The sequence below is a fragment of the Bradyrhizobium sp. BRP20 genome, assembly GCF_020194215.1.
Taxonomy (GTDB): domain Bacteria; phylum Pseudomonadota; class Alphaproteobacteria; order Rhizobiales; family Xanthobacteraceae; genus Bradyrhizobium; species Bradyrhizobium yuanmingense.
This window is the reverse complement of sequence record NZ_JADYVY010000016.1, coordinates 130,857-147,592: the sequence shown is the minus strand read 5'-3', so window position 1 is coordinate 147,592 and position 16,736 is coordinate 130,857. Positions and strand designations below refer to the sequence as shown.

The 16,736-nt window shown below is 64.4% G+C and carries 15 protein-coding genes; 8 read left to right on the top strand and 7 right to left on the bottom strand.

The genetic code is table 11. The annotated features are described in order from the left end of the window. Positions 1–316 precede the first annotated feature (316 nt). Entirely contained in the window at positions 317–1,312 is a 996-nt protein-coding gene (locus I6F33_RS29995) for a methyltransferase (protein WP_057028272.1), read from the bottom strand. Between the two features lie 711 nt (positions 1,313–2,023). Then, entirely contained in the window at positions 2,024–2,356 is a 333-nt protein-coding gene (locus I6F33_RS29990) for a DUF3325 family protein (RefSeq protein ID WP_225144961.1), read from the bottom strand. Between I6F33_RS29990 and I6F33_RS29985 the strand changes: the two genes are divergently transcribed. Further along, the gene (locus tag I6F33_RS29985; RefSeq protein ID WP_225144960.1) at positions 2,348–2,821 is read left to right on the top strand and encodes a hypothetical protein; all 474 of its coding nucleotides are present in this window, start codon (positions 2,348–2,350) and stop codon (positions 2,819–2,821) included. The two genes, I6F33_RS29990 and I6F33_RS29985, sit on opposite strands and share 9 nt — an antisense overlap. A 99-nt stretch (positions 2,822–2,920) precedes the next feature. Here the strand turns inward: I6F33_RS29985 and I6F33_RS29980 are convergent, their stop codons facing one another. The 3 genes from I6F33_RS29980 to I6F33_RS29970 all read right to left on the bottom strand — a co-directional run bounded on the left by I6F33_RS29980 (position 2,921) and on the right by I6F33_RS29970 (position 7,476). After that, the gene (locus I6F33_RS29980; RefSeq protein ID WP_225144959.1) at positions 2,921–4,942 is read right to left on the bottom strand and encodes a YgiQ family radical SAM protein; all 2,022 of its coding nucleotides are present in this window, start codon (positions 4,940–4,942) and stop codon (positions 2,921–2,923) included. Between the two features lie 84 nt (positions 4,943–5,026). After that, positions 5,027–6,439, bottom strand: coding sequence for an amidase (locus I6F33_RS29975; RefSeq protein WP_225144958.1), 1,413 nt, complete (start codon positions 6,437–6,439; stop codon positions 5,027–5,029). 2 nt (positions 6,440–6,441) lie between these two features. Beyond that, positions 6,442–7,476: a LacI family DNA-binding transcriptional regulator gene (locus tag I6F33_RS29970; RefSeq protein WP_162131184.1), complete on the bottom strand. Its 1,035-nt coding sequence runs from the start codon at positions 7,474–7,476 to the stop codon at positions 6,442–6,444. Positions 7,477–7,678: 202 nt separating this feature from the next. On the opposite strand from I6F33_RS29970, the gene I6F33_RS29965 reads away from it, so the two are divergent. From I6F33_RS29965 to I6F33_RS29940, 6 genes are all read left to right on the top strand, one after another. Beyond that, entirely contained in the window at positions 7,679–8,620 is a 942-nt protein-coding gene (locus tag I6F33_RS29965) for an ABC transporter permease (RefSeq protein ID WP_036014490.1), read from the top strand. After that, positions 8,620–9,528 (top strand): ABC transporter permease, encoded by a 909-nt coding sequence (locus I6F33_RS29960; protein ID WP_225144957.1) that lies wholly within the window; start codon positions 8,620–8,622, stop codon positions 9,526–9,528. The genes I6F33_RS29965 and I6F33_RS29960 overlap by 1 nt, the downstream gene beginning before the upstream one ends. After that, entirely contained in the window at positions 9,525–10,514 is a 990-nt protein-coding gene (locus I6F33_RS29955; protein WP_225144956.1) for an ABC transporter ATP-binding protein, read from the top strand. Before I6F33_RS29960 ends, I6F33_RS29955 begins: the two co-directional genes overlap by 4 nt. Further along, complete coding sequence (locus tag I6F33_RS29950) at positions 10,511–11,539, top strand: ABC transporter ATP-binding protein (protein WP_225144955.1); 1,029 nt, start codon at positions 10,511–10,513, stop codon at positions 11,537–11,539. The genes I6F33_RS29955 and I6F33_RS29950 overlap by 4 nt, the downstream gene beginning before the upstream one ends. A 25-nt stretch (positions 11,540–11,564) precedes the next feature. Next, on the top strand, positions 11,565–13,130 hold the full coding sequence (locus tag I6F33_RS29945) for an ABC transporter substrate-binding protein (protein ID WP_225113405.1): 1,566 nt from the start codon (positions 11,565–11,567) through the stop codon (positions 13,128–13,130). A 160-nt stretch (positions 13,131–13,290) separates the two neighbouring features. Further along, entirely contained in the window at positions 13,291–13,428 is a 138-nt protein-coding gene (locus I6F33_RS29940; protein ID WP_162130853.1) for a hypothetical protein, read from the top strand. Between the two features lie 6 nt (positions 13,429–13,434). Here the strand turns inward: I6F33_RS29940 and I6F33_RS29935 are convergent, their stop codons facing one another. Next, positions 13,435–14,100 carry a GntR family transcriptional regulator gene (locus tag I6F33_RS29935; RefSeq protein WP_036014455.1) on the bottom strand — a complete coding sequence of 222 codons (666 nt, stop codon included), beginning with the start codon at positions 14,098–14,100 and terminating at the stop codon, positions 13,435–13,437. A 7-nt stretch (positions 14,101–14,107) separates the two neighbouring features. Then, a complete protein-coding gene (locus I6F33_RS29930) occupies positions 14,108–15,520 on the bottom strand; it encodes an FAD-binding oxidoreductase (protein ID WP_225144954.1) in 1,413 nt (470 codons plus the stop codon). Positions 15,521–15,684: 164 nt separating this feature from the next. Here I6F33_RS29930 and I6F33_RS29925 point away from each other — a divergent pair, with 164 nt between their 5' ends. Beyond that, positions 15,685–16,569 (top strand): dihydrodipicolinate synthase family protein, encoded by an 885-nt coding sequence (locus I6F33_RS29925; protein WP_225144953.1) that lies wholly within the window; start codon positions 15,685–15,687, stop codon positions 16,567–16,569. Positions 16,570–16,736: the final 167 nt, after the last annotated feature.

Sequence of the window (16,736 nt, the reverse complement as noted above, 5' to 3'; positions counted from 1 at the left end):
TCGGATTCCACCGACGATCGAGCCTCGATCCATCTGTTCAAGAAAATACTATTGAAAGGGTTCCGGGCCGGCTGGCACCGGCCAGCTCATCTGCTCCAACGCTGCCGATGGCAAATCCCCTCCTTGGCAACACGGAGGCCGCGATGGGTCAATCGCGGCGATCTGGCCCGGCTTAGGTGAGGCCCGGTCTACCCTTGACAGCCGACATATCCTCGGTCGCGGGATGCCGCAGCGATGGGGCAAAAGCTGACATGCAGAGGTTTCGACGATCTAAAGGTTCGTTGCGCATGTATGACCCGATGCTTTTTCGAAGACTTCAGGCTCGGCTTGCCTCAAGAACTGAGATCGCCCGGGCGGTCGAAATGACCCGCTCAAGCCGCAGACCTGCGGCGGCAAGCAAAGCGGCAAATTCGCTCTCGGTTCGCTCGACGCCCCCCGTAACGACAAGCATGTTCGCATCGATTAGCTTGATCGTATTTCGTTCGTTTCCCGGGGGAATAATAGTCTCCGCAATTAACACTCGTCCGTGGGGTTTCATTACCTCTCGGCAATTGCGCAGGATGCGTACCGCTTGCTCGTCATTCCAATCGTGAATGACCTTTTTCATGATATAGACGTCCGCACCGGCTGGAACGGCGTTGAAGAAATTGCCGGCCACGAACGAGGTCTGTGGCGGGAAACTTGCCGCATCAGCCCGCGCTGCCTCAACCCCGGCCGGTAGGTCAAACAATATGCCGGAAAGGTGAGGGTGTCTCTTTAGGATCTCCGAAAGCAGCTGTCCATGGCCGCCGCCGACATCGACAATCTGAGAAAACGCACCAAAATCACACGCCTCTGCTACAGCTTCATTGGCGCCTTGGCTAAGCGCGATCATCGCCTGCTGGAATAGCGAAGCCGCGTCCGGATGGTCCGCCAGCCAATCGAACCTGGGCTTTCCAAATACGGTTTCGAACGTCGGCAAACCCGTTTGCACTGAATGAGTGAGCTGAGCGAAGGCGAGATAGGGCTCCCTGTTCATCATTCGGATCAGGTCGCGGGGACTTGAGGGCGCGTCGGAAAGCAAAGCTGCGCCCAATTCGGTGAGTTGGAAACGGCGGGCCGAGGTTTCGCTAAAGACCCCCTCGGCGGCGAGAAGCCGCATAATCCTATAGAGCGCATCGCAGTGACAATGCGTTTCCTCCGCCAGATCGTCGACGCTCCGCTCTCCGGCGACCAAGCGATCCGCAACGTTGAGATCTGTCGCAACGCGCAAGGCTTGGGAGACCATGAAGCCAAGGCCCAGGTGAATGAGTTGTTGAGAAGGACTATACATAGCTTTCCTTTCAAACAGCCGCCGCCTCACGGCGCCCGTGGTCTCAATATCACGACCTGAAGTGCCGGTAAGGGATGATAATTTAGCCGAGGGTGCAGTGTTTGTCGTTCGATGTAGACATCCCGCTCAGGTCGATGTCCGGTTCGGGTCGATAATCGACTCGGCTAATCCTTTATCGGGCGGAGATCACCTAGGCTGGATCGTCGTCCTGAGTGCGCGGCGGCTTCTTTTTCGCTACGGGCAATGGGCGCCTGATATGTCCAAATCTGGCGTTAGGATCAGTAAATGTCCCCGGAATCGGCTTCTGGTCGCATTTGCCCAATTTGAACCTGATGCAATTCAGTTGCTGACGAAAAGCGCAGGTGCATGTGCATGGTCAAAACTTCTTCTTACCTTTCGACATCTGGTCTAGCGCCGCGGATGTGCGACTTACGTGGTTGCGTAAGGTGGTTTATCCACCTCTCGCACCGAGAGGCTTTGGATCAAAGCCTAACGAAGTCGACCACCGTCGCGGACGTTCGGTCCGCCTTTGGCAGGCATTTCCAAGCGGACTGGAGGCGATGATCACGAACAGTCGGCTTCGGGTCAAAAGCTGACGTTAGGCGGGCAGCGCGGCAAGGTCAGCTTGGACCAGAAGCAGACAAAGTCACGACCATCTATTTGCCGCATCCACGACCGTTTCTGGCCAGCTTGATCACGAAACGAATACCTTCAACGTCGAGTGATGGAGCGGGCGCGAGCATCATTCTGTCGACGTCGCGCCGTGCGGGCAGCCAGTCTTCCCCACCCGATCAGCGCACAAAACACGATGGCGGCAGCCATCGTGGTGTGACCGCTGAACATCACGAGGCCCACGCTCCAGCTCTTTGCGGCCACGAGGATGCCGAGCGACAGCAGCAGCACCCCTGCACCGGCAGCGCGAAGTCCATAGGTCGTCACCCGCGGCAGCGCCGTGCCGAAAATATCGCGCTGCTGGCGGTGCGTGGCGAAAGCCAGCGCAGCAAAGCCCGCCAGACACAGCCCAAGGGCAAGTAGATGGATCATTCCGCCGCACCGCTGGAAGCAATGGCGACCGGCACCTGCGGCATGCGCTTCGATTGCACAATTGATCGGTTCCGGGCGGTGCGAACAGCCAGAACAACATGGAGCAGTGCGAGTGCCCAGCACGTCACGTCGATGCCGGCGAACACCCAGTCGCCTTGCGTCAGGCTGTGCCACAGCGGCCGCTGCGTCGTCAGCGCGTTGAGGACGGGCAACAGGGCGCTCGTCGCGAACCTGCAAGCCAAGCCGGAGAAATTCGGGCGCGGCGCGGTGAGCTCAAGCTATCGATACGGAGCAGCAGGACGGGTTCGTCTCATCCACGTTCCGCGATGGTGGCATCATACGCCTGTTTTGCCCGACGATCAAGCGAATTTCGCAAAAACGGAAATTGACCGTTTCCCCGGGCCGATCATGCCTCGATTTGCGGTGGATGTTCGCGCCGATCTCATCGCGCTCGTAAGCCGTTGATCTTGCTACCCCCGGCTACTGTGCATGGGGTTGTTTTCGAGCTTTCGTCTTGCCGACGCGAAGACGCCACACCAAACCGCGCCTCATCCGGCTCGCGCGCTACTTCATCACCCGCAGGCCCTTGGTCGTGAACCGCTGCGTCTTGCCGCCGGGCCGCATTGGCCGCTTGGTGCCGGCGGCCTTGCCGGTGCCGGGAGGCTGGTGCGCAGGCACGAGCTGGTGCGGCTGCGAGCCGATCAGGTCGCGGCGGCCCATCTCGATCAAGGCTTCGCGCAGCAGCGGCCAATTGTCGGGGTCGTGGTAGCGCAGGAATGCCTTGTGCAGGCGCCGCTGGCGCAGGCCCTTGATCGCCTCGACCTTGTCGCTGCCGCCGTGGCGCACGCCGCGCAAGGGGTTGACGCCCGTGTGGTACATCGCGGTCGCGGTCGCCATCGGCGAGGGCAGGAAGGTCTGCACCTGGTCGGCGCGGTAGCGGTTCTTCTTCAGCCACAGCGCGAGGTTCATCATGTCCTCGTCGGTCGTGCCCGGATGCGCCGCGATGAAGTAGGGGATCAGGTAATATTTCTTGCCGGCGCGTTCGGCCGCCTCGTCGAACATGCGCTTGAACTTGTTGTAGGCGCCGATGCCCGGCTTCATCATCTTGTCGAGCGGGCCGCGCTCGGTATGTTCAGGCGCGATCTTCAAGTAACCGCCGACGTGATGGGTGACGAGCTCCTTGATGTATTCGGGGCTCTCGACGGCGAGGTCGTAGCGCACGCCGGAGGCGACCATCACTTTCTTGATGCCCTTGGTCTCGCGCACCTTGCGATAGAGCCGGATCAGATCGTCATGCGAGGTGTTGAGGTTCGGGCAGATCTCGGGGAAGACGCAGGACGGCCGGCGGCATGCCGCCTCGACCTTCGGGTCCTTGCACGCCATCCGGTACATGTTGGCGGTGGGGCCGCCGATGTCCGAGATGACGCCGGTGAAGCCCGGCGTCTTGTCGCGGATGCGCTCGATCTCGCGCAGGATCGATCCTTCCGAACGGTTCTGGATGATGCGGCCCTCGTGCTCGGTGATCGAGCAGAAGGTGCAGCCGCCGAAGCAGCCGCGCATGATCGTCACGGAGAACTTGATCATCTCCCAGGCGGGAATTCTGGCATCGCCATAGGACGGGTGCGGCGCGCGCGCGTAAGGCAGATCGTAGACCGCGTCCATCTCTTCCGTCGTGAGCGGGATCGGCGGCGGATTGAGCCAGAGGTCGCGGTCGCCGTGACGCTGCACCAGCGGCCGCGCATTGCCAGGATTGCTCTCCCGGTGCAGCACGCGCGAAGCGCGCGCATAGGCTTCCTTGTCCTGCTCGACCTGCTCCAGCGCCGGCAGGCGGATCACGGTTAAGCCCTTCTGGCGCGATGCGCCCTCGTCGGCGGACTCGAGATCGTCGGCGTGCAGCTCGGCGTAATCGTCCGGGACCTTGCGGAACAGCGCCACGCCCCTGATGTCGTCGAGCTCGCGCGGCGCTTCGCCAGCCGCGAGCCGGTGCGCCACTTCGACCACGGCACGCTCGGCGTTGCCGTAGAGCAGCAAGTCCGCCTTGGCGTCCGCCAGCACCGAGCGGCGCACCTTGTCGGACCAGTAATCGTAATGCGCGATCCGGCGCAGCGAGGCCTCGATGCCGCCGAGCACGATCGGGGTGTCCTTGAACGCCTCGCGGCAGCGCTGGGCGTAGACGATGGTGCAGCGGTCCGGCCGCTTGCCGCCTTCGCCGCCCGCCGTATAGGCGTCATCGCTGCGGATGCGCCGGTCGGCGGTGTAGCGGTTCACCATGGAATCCATGTTGCCGCCGGTGACGCCGAAGAACACTCTTGGTTTGCCGAGCGCCTTGAACGGCTCCGCCGAATGCCAGTCCGGCTGCGCGATGATGCCGACCCGAAAACCCTGCGCCTCCAGCAGGCGGCCGATGATCGCCATGCCGAAGCTCGGATGGTCGACATAGGCATCCCCGGTCACCAGCACGATGTCGCAGGCGTCCCAGCCGAGCGCGTTCATCTCGGCGCGGCTCATGGGGAGGAACGGCGCCGGCTTGCGCGGGCGGGCCTGGGCCATCAGCGGCTTTTCGGCGGCAATCATCTGGGTGTCCATGGCGCCTACGCATAGGGCTCCGAGGCCATGAATTCAACCGACGGGCGCGTGAAAGATCAGGTTCCGCGGGACATCGCCTTTCCCTCAGGATGGCGAGGAAAACGCCTGCTCGATCCGCGCCGCGAAGGAGATCAGGCGCTCCTCGCTGTGCGGTGGGCCGACGACCTGCAAGGAGACCGGCATGCCGGCCCCATCGCGGCCGGCGGGCACCGCCAGCGCAGGGCAGCCGAGGATCGACCAGACATAGGTGATCATGATCCAGTCGATGTAGATCTTCGATGCGGTCCCCTCGATCTCGGTCGGCCACATGATCTCGACCGGAAAGGGCGCGACCTGCGCGGTCGGGCAGATCAGGATGTCGAACTCCCTGAAGAAGGTCTGCATGCGTCGATAGATCGCCGCCCGCTGCTCCATCGCGGCCGCGATGTCTCTCGCGGACAGGCTTTCGCCATGGGCGATGTCGCCGGCGACCTCAGGCGTGAAGCGTTCGCGCGATTGCGGCCAAAGCCTGCCCCAGGTGGCGAGATAGGCGAGACCACGCAGCGCGCGGATCACGCGCGGCAGCCCGGCGAGATCAGGGGCGGTCTCGCTCATCCTGCAGCCGGCGGGTTGAAGCCGGTCGATCGCGCCGCGGAAGGCGGAACGGATGTCGTGATCGACCGGCAGCAGGCCGAGATCCTCGGACACCGCTATTCGCTCCGCCCATCCGGGTCGTGCGGCGGCGTTGCGGAACGATGCGGGATGCTTGCGCGACAACAGATCGGGCGGATGGAAGCCGGCCATCGCATCCAGCATCAAGGCAAGATCGGGAATCGTCCGCGCCATCGGTCCCTCGACGAAAACGGTGTCGAATGGATCGGAGAGCGGCTTTCTCGGCACGAGGCCCGGTGTGGGCCTCAGCCCCGCAACACCGCAAAATGCGGCCGGCGTGCGCAGGCTGCCGCCGACATCGTTGCCATGGGCGAGATAGACCTGATGCGCGGCCAGCGCCGCTGCCGATCCGCCGGAGGAGCCGCCCGCGGTCAGCGCAGGAAAGAACGGATTGCGCGTCGCGCCGAACAGCGCGTTGGTGGTGTTGGCGCCGCCGAGCTCCGACAGATTGCTCTTGCCCACGACGATGGCGCCATTGCGCTGGAGACGATCGATCGCGGGATTCGATATCTCGGGGGCGCCGCGGGCCGTCAGCGCGCTGCCGCCGCTGGTCGGCACGCCTGCGACATCGGTGTTGTCCTTGACCGCGAGCGGAAGCCCGCAGAGCAGGGGCCAGTCCTCACCGGCCGCCTTTTTCTCCATAAGCCGCCGTGCTTCACCCCGTGCGGCCTCGAAGCAGCGAACCGGAATCGCGTTGATTCCCGCATCCGTCGCTTCGATCCTGTCGATCGCGGCATCGACCACGTCGAGCGGCGACAGATGGCCTTTGCGAATCTCGGCAATGGCGTCGACGGCGGACAGCGCAAGAATGCCGGTGGAAGGCGCAAGGCTGGGCGCATCACTCATCTCTATGTCCGGATCGCGGCGGTGGACCCGCGCACCACCAGCGCCGGCTGAAGCTGGATCGATCTCGCCTCTCCCTCGACGCCGGAACGTCCCTCCGAAACTCGCGACAGCAGGGTCGAGACCGTGGTTTGGGCAATCGCCTCGGACGGCTGCGTCACGATGGTCATGCCCGGCCGCACCAGGCCGGCCCACGGAGGCTCGTCAACCGCGATGACGGAGAGGTCGTCGGGAATGGTGAGCCCGCTCTCGGCAATGGCACGAAGCAGTCCGAGCGAAAGATGATTGTTGGTGGCGAAGATCGCGGTCGGTCGCTGCGCATGCCGCAGGAGCCGCATTGCGGCGGCATGGCCGGCGGCCTCGGAGAAATTGTCCTTCTCGATCAGCCGTTCGTCGAGGGTGGTGCCGCGCGAGGCCAGGCCGCTTCGGAGGCCATCGAGGCGGTGGCGCGCGATCTGATGCTCGGGCGATCCCATGATCACGGCGATGCGGCGATGGCCGAGATCGTCGAGATGTTCGGCCGCGAGCCGTCCCAGCGCAACGTTGTCGGTCGTGACCGAATCGAGGTCGAGCCCCTCGATGCGTCGGTCCACCAGAATGCCCGGCATCGGCAAGTCCGCCAGCGCGGCCTGGCGTCCGCTCCAGCCGCGCCGGGTCGGGATGACGATGACGCCGTCGGCGCGCTGCGACAGCAGCATGGCAAGATGCCGCTCCTCGCGCCCGGGGTCTTCGGCACTGTTGCAGAGAATGACGGAATAGCCCGCGGCGCTCGATAACCGCTCAATGCTCTCGACCAGCTTCAGGAAATAGGGATTGGCGAGATCCGCCACGAGCAGCCCGAGGATGCGCGTGGCGCCGCTGCGCAGGCTGCGGGCGCTGGCATGCGGTGCATAGCCGAGCTTGCGTGCTGCCGCATTGACGCGCGCCTGGAGGAGCTCGCTGACCTTGCCCGACCGGTTGAGCGTCTTCGACACGGTGGCCACGGAGACACCGGCGAGCCGGGCGACCTCGTGGATAGTGGGCAATGGCCCTGCCGGCATCAACCATTCTCCTGTTAAACGTTTTTGTATTGGTTGGATTGACTGGAGGCAAGCCAAAAGAGCATGAGAAGTGTACAATACCGTTGCGATAGACCAGCTTCCGTGCTTCATTAGAAAAACGTTTAACTGAAACCAGGGAGGCAATGGTGTGTGGGCTGGATGGCGTCCGGCGATCGCCGGTCTGCATTTGCAGGCGCTCGGCATGACCGGCTATGTGGTCGGTCGGCTGTTCGCGGCCATCCCCGTGCTGCTCGCCGTCGCGGTATTCGTCTTTCTGCTGCTCAGCCTCGTGCCGGGTGATCCCGCCGTGCTGATCGCCGGTGACTTCGCCTCGCCGCCACAGGTGGAGGCGGTGCGCCAGGCGCTCGGACTCAATCTGCCGCTGCTGCCGCGTTTCCTCGCATGGGCCGGCCGCATCCTGAGCGGCGATTTCGGCCTGTCGCTGTTCAGCCGCATCCCGGTCTCGCAGCTCGTCGCCCAGCGGATCGAGCCGACGCTGCTTCTCTCTCTCATGACGATCACGATCGCGGTCGTCGTCGCCGTGCCGCTCGGCCTCGTCGCCGCCTATCGTCCGAGGGGGCTCGTCGCGCGCCTGACCATGGCGGGGGCGGTGCTCGGCTTCTCATTGCCGGTCTTCGTCGTCGCTTTCGCGCTTGTCTATACGCTCGCACTCGGCCTGCACTGGTTTCCGGTGCAGGGCTATAAGCCGCTGTCGCAGGGCGTGCTGGCCTGCCTGCATTCGCTCGTGCTGCCCGCGATCTCGCTGAGCTTCCTCTATATCGCCTTGATCGCGAGGGTGACGCGCGCTGCGGTGTTGGAGGTGCTGCGCGAAGATTATGTCCGCACCGCCCATGCCAAGGGGCTCGCGGCCCGCAAAATCATCGTACGGCACGTGCTCAGCAATGCCGCAGTCCCGATCATCACGGTCGTCGGCATCGGATTTGCCGCGCTGCTTGGCGGCGTCGTCGTTACCGAGACCGTGTTTTCCATTCCCGGCCTCGGCCGGCTGACCGCAGACTCCATTCTCCGGCGCGACTATCCGGTGGTGCAAGCCCTGATCCTGCTGTTCGCCTTCGTCTATGTCGTCGTCAATCTCGTGGTCGACATTCTCTACGCCGTCGTCGATCCGCGGATCCGGTACTGATGCAGGACGAGCCGATGGCGATGACCCACGCAGCAGAAGGGCTCGATGCGCCGGACATCGGTGTCAACCGGTTTGCGCAGATCGCGAGCCTGCCGGTTCGCCAGCCCATACTGGCTCTGAGTTGCGTTCTGCTGCTCGCCTTTGGCGTGACGGCCGTCGTGAGCCCGTGGATCACCGCGGATCCCGCTGCGCTGGATCCGCTGAACCGGCTTCAACCGCCGTCGCCGGCGGAGCCCTTCGGCACCGATCAAGTCGGACGTTCCGTGTTTGCCCGCGCGCTGGTGGGAACGCGGGTTTCGCTGTCGGTCGGCATTGCCGTTGCTGTTCTCACCACGCTGATCGGCGTGTGCATCGGTGTCATCGCCGGTTATTTCCGCAGCGTCGACAAGATCGTAATGCGCGCGATGGATGCGGTGATGGCGATCCCCGCGATCCTGCTCGCGATCGCACTCGTGGCGCTGATTGGCGCTTCGCCCATCGTGATCGTCACGGCGATCAGCCTCCCGGAAATTCCCCGCATGGCGCGCGTGGTGCGCGCCAGCGTTCTCAGCTTGCGCGAACGCGTCTATGTCGAGGCCGCCATCACTTGTGGCGGGCGTACCGTGACCATCCTGCATCGTCACATCCTGCCCGGCGCTGCCGGGCCGATCATGGTGCAGTCGACCTACGTCTTTGCCTCCGCGATGATCCTGGAATCGATCCTGTCGTTTCTCGGTGCAGGCACGCCGCCCGACGTGCCGAGCTGGGGCAACATGATGTCGGAGGGACGGCAGTTCCTGCAGATCGCGCCGTGGATTCTCGGCTTCCCAGCCTTGATGCTGGCGATGACGGTGCTCGCCGCCAACCTGCTCGGAGATGTGCTTCGCGACCTGCTCGATCCGAGCTTTGTGGGAGGCGAGATGCGATGAGCGCGCCGCTGCTCTCCGTCGAGAACCTTTCCATCACGCTCAACACGCGGGGCGCCCCGGTCCCGCTCGTCCGCAACGTCTCGTTTGCAATCGACCCGGGTGAAACGCTGTGCCTCGTCGGCGAGAGCGGCTGTGGCAAGAGCCTGACCGCGCTCTCCATCATCGGCCTGCTCGACCAAAGCGTCATGCAGGTCGCTTCCGGCCGCATCCTCTTCGAGGGGCGCGATCTCGTCACGCTCGGCGCCGAGGAACTGCGCAAGCTCCGGGGCGACCGTCTCGCCATGGTGTTTCAGGAGCCGATGACGTCGCTCAATCCGCTGCTGCGGGTCGGCGAGCAGATCGCGGAGGTGATCGTCGAGCATCGTGGCGTGTCCGAGGCGGACGCGCGGCGGCAGGCGGTCGGATTGCTCGATCTCGTCCGCATTCCGGATGCGCGGCGGCGGGCCTCCGAATTTCCGCACCAGCTTTCCGGTGGCATGCGGCAGCGCGTGATGATCGCGATGGCGCTCGCCCTGCGCCCTGCATTGCTGATCGCCGACGAGCCGACCACCGCGCTCGACGTCACCATCCAGGCCCAGGTCTTGACCCTGATCGACGATCTGCGTCGCGAGTTCGGCACGTCCGTGCTCCTGATCACGCACGATCTCGGGGTCGTCGCGGAAATGGCCGACCGGGTCGTCGTGCTCTACGCCGGCAGCATCGTCGAGCAGGCCGGCGTCAACGGCATCTTCGATGCCGCGGCCCATCCCTATACGCGCGGCCTGCTTGGGGCGATCGGCCAGCTCAACAGCGGCATCCGCGATCGTCTCGTCGAGATTCCCGGCAGCGTGCCGAGCCCGGTCTCGCTCGGCACGGGCTGCGCCTTTCGCCAGCGCTGCGGCGCGGCGATGCCGGTGTGTCACTCGGAGCCGCCGTTGTTGTCGGGCGCTGACGAGCACCTGACGGCATGCTGGCTGGGCAAGGCCGGCGCGATGGTGCCGGCATGAGCGCCGTCCTCGAGGTCTCAGGTCTGACCCAGATCTTCACCTCACGGCAGGGGCCGTTCGGATTGTTCGGCCGGCGCGATCTTCGCGCCGTCGACGACGTCAGCTTCGTCGTCGCGCGCGGACGTACCTTCTGCCTCGTTGGTGAAAGCGGCTGCGGCAAGACCACGATCGGCCGCATGGTCGTGCGCCTGTTGCGGCCGACGGCCGGCTCGGTCCACATCAATGGCGAGGACTTCGGCAATCTCTCCGGCGAGACGCTGCGCAGGAAGCGCCAGCAGGTGCAGATGGTGTTCCAGGATCCCTTCGCCTGCCTCAACTCGCGCATGACCGCGGCGGAGATCGTCGAAGAGCCCTTGCAGAATTTCGGCATCGGCGATGCGGTGTCGCGACGGCGGAAGGTCGCGCGTCTGTTCGACCAGGTCGGACTGCCCCAACATTTTCGCGCACGTCTGCCGCATCATCTGTCGGGCGGACAGCGGCAGCGCCTCGGCATCGCGCGGGCGCTCGCCGCGGATCCCGCGCTGATCGTCGCGGACGAGGCGGTCGCGGCGCTGGACGTGTCGATCCGCTCCCAGATCCTGAATCTCCTGAAGGATGTCCAGCGCGAGATCGGGATCTCCTATCTGTTCATCTCGCATGATCTCGCCGTGGTGCGCTATCTCGCGGACGACGTGGCGGTGATGTATCTCGGCGCCATCGTCGAGCAGGGGCCGGCGAAAGCCGTGTTCGCTGCACCGGTGCATCCCTATACGCGGGCGTTGATCGATTCCGTCCCTGCGGTCCACCCGCGCAACCGGCGCCGCCTCGCGGCTCTCGAAGGCGAGGTGCCGAGTGCCGCTTCGCTGCCGTCCGGATGCCGCTTTCGCACGCGCTGTCCGTTCGCGACGGACATTTGCGCGCAAGCGGCGCCGGCGATGACTGAAGTCACGCCCGGCCATGCCGTCGCCTGTCATCACGCAGGATCGCTGCCACGCTTCGACGCGCCGGGTCCGGGCCGGGCCGTAGCCCCCGACGCAGTTGCCTAGAAACAGAAAACGGGAGGAGTATCAAATGAGATCGCCGAACGGAATATTTGCGGTCATGATGGCGGCAGGTTGGCTTGGTGCAATATCGCCTGCCGTTGCGGAGACGGTGCTCAAGATCCGCCCCTTCGGCGATCTCAAGCAGATCGATCCCGTGATCACGTCCGACTATATGGTTCGTAACCACGGCTATATGGTGTACGACACGCTGTTCTCGCTGGATGAGAAGCTCGTCGCGCAGCCGCAGATGCTGGAGTCCTTTGCGGTCGGCAGCGATCAACTCACCTACACCTTCACGCTGCGCGGCGGCCTGACCTTCAGCAACGGCCAGCCGGTCACCGCGGAGGATGCGGTCGTATCGCTGAAGCGCTGGTGGCAGCGCGATGGCCTTGGCCAACAGCTTGCCTCCGTCAGCGACAGCCTGACGGTCAAGGACGAAAAAACCTTCGAGCTGAAGCTCAAACGTCCTTGGGGGCTGGTGATCGAGGCGCTCTCCAAGCCGAGCTCCAACGTGCCCTTCATCATGCCGAAGGGGATCGCTGCGACGCCGGCGGACACCGCCATCACGGATGCGACCGGCTCGGGTCCCTTCATCATGAAGAAGGACGAGTGGGTTCCGGGCTCCAAGGTCGTTTACGTCAAGAGCCCGTCCTACAAGTCGCGCGCGGAGCCGGCGAGCGGGCTTGCCGGCGGCAAGCTCGCCAAGGTCGACCGGGTCGAATGGCATTACATCCCGGATGCGCAGACCGCGCTCAATGCACTCCAGGCCGGCGAGATCGACATTTTCGAGGAGGTGCCGCCGGACTTCCTGCCGACGCTTGCCGGCAATCCCGACATCAAGACGATGCCGCAGGACACGCTCGGCATGCAGATGGTGTTCCGCATGAACATTTCGGTCCCGCCGTTCAATAATCCAAAGGTCCGGCAGGCGATCAGCTACATGATCGACCAGGACAAGTTCGCGCGAGCCTATGTCAGCGACCCCAAGCTCTACAAGAGCTGCCCGAGCTTCTACATGTGCTCGTCACCCTATTTCACGGCCGCCGGCTGGACCAAGCCCGATATCGAAAAAGCCAAGAAGCTGATTGCCGAGAGCGGTTATGACGGTACGCCGGTCGTGGTGCTGCATGCGACCGAAAGCGGGCCCACGAATACGTTCAGCCTCGTTGCCGAGCAGTTGATGCGTCAGATCGGCCTCAAGGTCGAACCTCAGGCGATGGACTGGGGCACGCTGGTTGGACGGCGCGCGTCCAAGGAAACCGTCGACAAGGGCGGCTGGTCACTGTTCATGTCGGGACCGACGGGCGCCGACATGTTCGAGCCGGTCGGCCACCTTGGGCTGCGCGCAAACTGCGACAAGGCCTGGTTCGGCTGGCCTTGCGACGAGCAGATCGAAAAGCTGCGCAACGAATTCGCGTTGGCGACAGATCCCGAGCAGAAAAAGAAGATCGCAGCCGACCTCCAGCTCCGCGCCGTCGACTATGTGCCGTATTGGCCGGCTGCACAGCTCTATCTGGTGCGGGCGGTACGCAGCAACGTTGACGGCATCGTAAAGGGGGCGGTCCCGGTCTACTGGAATATCACCAAGAAGTAGTGCGATCCGGCACGGCGCCGGAGGAACCAATCGCTCCCAGCAACATTCAAATGGAGGGTTCGACGCGGGCCCGGGTTGCGCGCGCCTCCATCGTCTCGGCGTCCGTGACGTCGCCTCTGGCGATGGGGGAATCGTGGGTACGGTCATAGAGAACTTGCTGATGCGGAAGCAGAAGCTGGTGGAACAGCTCGAACAGGCGCCATCGGTGGAGGATCGCGACCGAATCGAGCACCAGCTCGAGCAGATCAACACCGCGCTGGATTTTCTGGACAGGCCGGGATCGAAGGAGGAGCGGTAGACGCGCTCAATCCACCTTCAGCGCCGTGGCATAGACCATTCCCGAATTCGTGATGTGCGTCGTCATCAGGCCTTCGAAGGCGGCGAACTCGCCGCGCGCGAACAGATCGAGCAGCTTGCGGTGCTCGTCGAAGGACGTGCGGGTGCGCACGTCGATCGGCGAGGTCAGATTGGTGCGCAGCGCGGCGACGCGGCCGGAGACGAGCTGATAGGATTCGGCGAGATAGCGGTTGCCGCAATGGGCGAACAGCGCCTCGTGAAAAGCGGTGTCGGCGCGGCCATAGGCGATGTTGTCCTTTGCCGCGACGGCCGGCTCCATCGCCGCGATCGCCGCGCTCATGGACGCAATCGCGCCGTCGCGGTCATTGCGGAAGGCGAGCTCGGCGGCCTTGGGCTCGAGCGCAATGCGGAAGGTGCAGAGCGCATGGATGTCGTCCGCACTCGGCGTGAAGACGAAGCTGCCGACCTGGGGTCGGATCACCACGAGTCCCTGCGCCTGCAGCTGGCCCATGGCCTCGCGCACCGGTGTGCGGCTGACGCCGAAGGAATTGGCCACCATCTCCTCGGAGATGGCAGCGCCTAACGCGAACTCGCCGTCGATGATGGCCTGGCGCAGCCGCAGCATCACCCGCTGCGACAGCGATTTCGGCGTATCGAGCTTGAGCGATCGCATGGTGCGTTCAGATCACCTTGCCGGGATTGAGCAGGTGATCGGGGTCGAGCGCCGCCTTGAGCGTGCGCATCAGCGCGATCTCGGCCTCGCCCCTCGCATGGCCCAGCCATTGCTTCTTCAAGGTGCCGATGCCGTGCTCGGCGGAGACGCTGCCGCCGAGCTCGCGGACCAGACCGTAGATGATCGCGTCCATCTCCTCCTTCGGCTGCTGCGCGACGGAAAGGCCGGTGACCCAGGCGACGAGATGCAGATTGCCGTCGCCGATATGGCCGTAATAGACACTCTCGCAACCCTTGATGCCTGAAGTGAGCGCGGCCTTGCAGCGTGTGACGAACTCGTCCATCCGTGCCACCGCAAGGCCGATGTCGTAGGAGATGTGCGGCCCCAGCACCTGGCCGAACTCGGCGCAGATGTCGCGCACGCGCCAGAAGCTCTGCGTCTGCGCCAGCGATTGCGCCACCGCGGCATCCGCCAGCAGCCCGCGCTCCATCAGCTCCTCGAGCCAGTTCTGGAAGCGCGGCGCATCGATGCTCTCGTCGGTGCCCTGCGCTTCCACCAGCACGTAGAGACCGTGGCCTGGGGCGACCGGCGGCTTCACGCCGGCGCGATTCGTGATCACGTCCCAATAATCCGGCCACATCACCTCGAAGGCGGACAGCAGCGGGCCGAGCCCTGAGCGCGCCGCGTCGAGCAGCTCGATCACCGCGGCATAATCCTTCAGCGCGCACAGCGCGGCCATGGTCGAGCGCGGCTTCGGGAACAGTTTTAGCACCACGCGGGTGATGATGCCGAGGGTGCCTTCCGAGCCGATGAACAGATGCTTCAGGTCATAGCCTGCATTGTTCTTCATCAGCTTGTTGAGGCTGGTGATGATGGTGCCGTCCGGCAGCACCACTTCAAGACCAAGCACCAGCTCGCGCGTCATGCCGTAACGGATCACGCGGTTGCCGCCGGCGTTGGTCGAGAGATTGCCGCCGATCGCGCAGGAGCCGCGGGAGCCGAGATCGAGCGGAAAGAAGAAGCCGGCTTCGTCGGCCGCCTTCTGGATCGTCTCCAGCGGCGTGCCGGCTTTCACCGTCATCGTCATCGAGGCGCGATCGATCTCCTCGATGCCGGTCATGCGCTCCAGCGAGATCGCGACCCAGCCCGCTTCGGGCGAAGCGCCGCGGCACAGTCCGGTCAGTCCGCCCTGCGGCACGAACGGCAGATGCGCCTGCCGGCAAGTCGTAATCGCGTCGGCAACGCCCTGCGCATCGACGGGGCGGATCACCGCGCGCGGCGTCTGCGGCAGGCTCGCGCTCCAGTCGTTGCAATTGCGCGCCGGCACATCTGTGCCAACAAGCACTGCCAGCGCGCCGAGCCTGTCGCGCAACGCGCCGAGCAATTGGTCGGGGCGTCCGATGGGGGTCACCATGTCCATGCGAGACCTCCTCAAGATCTGGCCGCGCACATGGCGCGGAGGATTTGCATGAACGTTGTATGTAAGGTACAAGAGTAAAAGTAAAGTGAAAACAAGGTCTCGGCAAGCGCGAAAGACGTTGGAGATCAGCGGCTTGGCCGGGTGCGGCAGCAAAGGGTGGTGTGATGGCCGAGGCAATTTGCGGGTTCTGGGTGGCGTCGGCGACGCCGCTGGCGACGGACGGCAGTGTCGACGCCGCCAAGCTCGCCTCTCACGCCAAGCACCTCTTCGGCAAGGGCGTCGACGGCGTCGTGCTGTTCGGCACCACCGGCGAGGGGACCTCATTCAACGCCGCCGAACGGATTGCGACGATCGAAGCGATGCTCAAGGCCGGGGTCGCGGCGGAGCGCATCGGAATCGGCGGCGGCTTTCCGGCCATCACCGACAGCATTGCGCTGACGCGCGCCGTGCTCGGCCTCGGCCTGCGCCACGTGTTGCTGCTGCCGCCCTATTTCGATCGGAGTGTCACGCATGAAGGCATCGAGGACGCCTTTGCCGCCATCATCGACGGTGTTGCCGACGATCGCCTGCGCGCCTCGCTCTACCACATTCCGCAAGTCTCGGGCGTTGCGATCCCGACGACAGTCGCCGCAAGCCTGCGCAAGCGCTACGGCCAAGTGGTTGCCGGTCTGAAGGACTCCAGCGGCGACTTCAAGCAGTTCCAGGCATTCCGTGCCGCCGCGCCCGAGCTCGCCATCACCGTCGGCAACGAAGCCGATATCACTCGCGCGATCGCCGCCGGCGGCGCCGGCACCATCTGCGGCATGGCCAACATTGCGCCGGAGCTGGTCAAGGCGATGGTTGACGGCAAGAACGTCGAAGCGCGCATGCAGGCGGCGGTCGACGTCGTGCTGAAGACGCCCTCCCTTGTCGCAACGCTGAAGGCGATCCTTGCGGCGCAGACCGGCGATGCAGGTTGGTTGCGCGTGCGTCCGCCGCTCCGCGCTTTGTCGGACGGCAGTGCGTTCAAGCGGAAGCTCGACGAGTTGATCGCTCCCGCCATCGCGTGATCGTGAAATCTCGGGCCGCGATTTCGCGTGCAGCGTGTCATGCGCGGTGCACCGGCAATTCATGATTGCTGTTCAGCATCCGCCTCCTCTTAGAACAATTCAACACTAGAGCGATTCAAGCTCGGCTACGGTTCTCCTCGATCTCGGCGGCTGTTACAGGCGCACAC